Annotated in this window: 1 pseudogene; it reads left to right on the plus strand. The window is 66.0% G+C overall.

Annotated features, from left to right (window positions below):
- Nucleotides 1-308: pseudogene (locus AB4Z02_RS19405) on the plus strand (ParB/RepB/Spo0J family partition protein); the annotation flags it as partial.
- Nucleotides 309-350 lie beyond the last annotated feature (42 nt).

Consider the following 350-nt stretch of genomic DNA (forward strand, 5'->3'; position numbering starts at 1 on the left):
GTGCGATCCTGTCGACCGGCGACCCGGAGGCCATGCAGCGCCTTGCGGACAAGATTGTCAACGAAGACCTTTCGGTGCGCGCGGCCGAGGCCGCCGCCAGCGCGACGCCCAAGCCGGTGCGCCCGAAGGCGAACCCCGGACGTCGTCAGGGTCACCTCGACGAGATCGCCGAGCGCCTCGGTGACCGCCTCAACACGCGGGTCAAGGTCACTCTGGGAGCAAGAAAAGGCCAGATCGTGGTTGATTTCGCTACGATCGGTGACCTCAACCGCATCCTGGGCGAACTGGGAGAGCCGAGCTACAGCTGACCGTCCGTCAGACGCTGACGTCGTCGTTGATCGCGGCGACAG

It is taken from the genome of Pedococcus sp. 2YAF34 (genome assembly GCF_052114585.1).
In the GTDB taxonomy this organism is placed as follows: domain Bacteria; phylum Actinomycetota; class Actinomycetes; order Actinomycetales; family Dermatophilaceae; genus Pedococcus.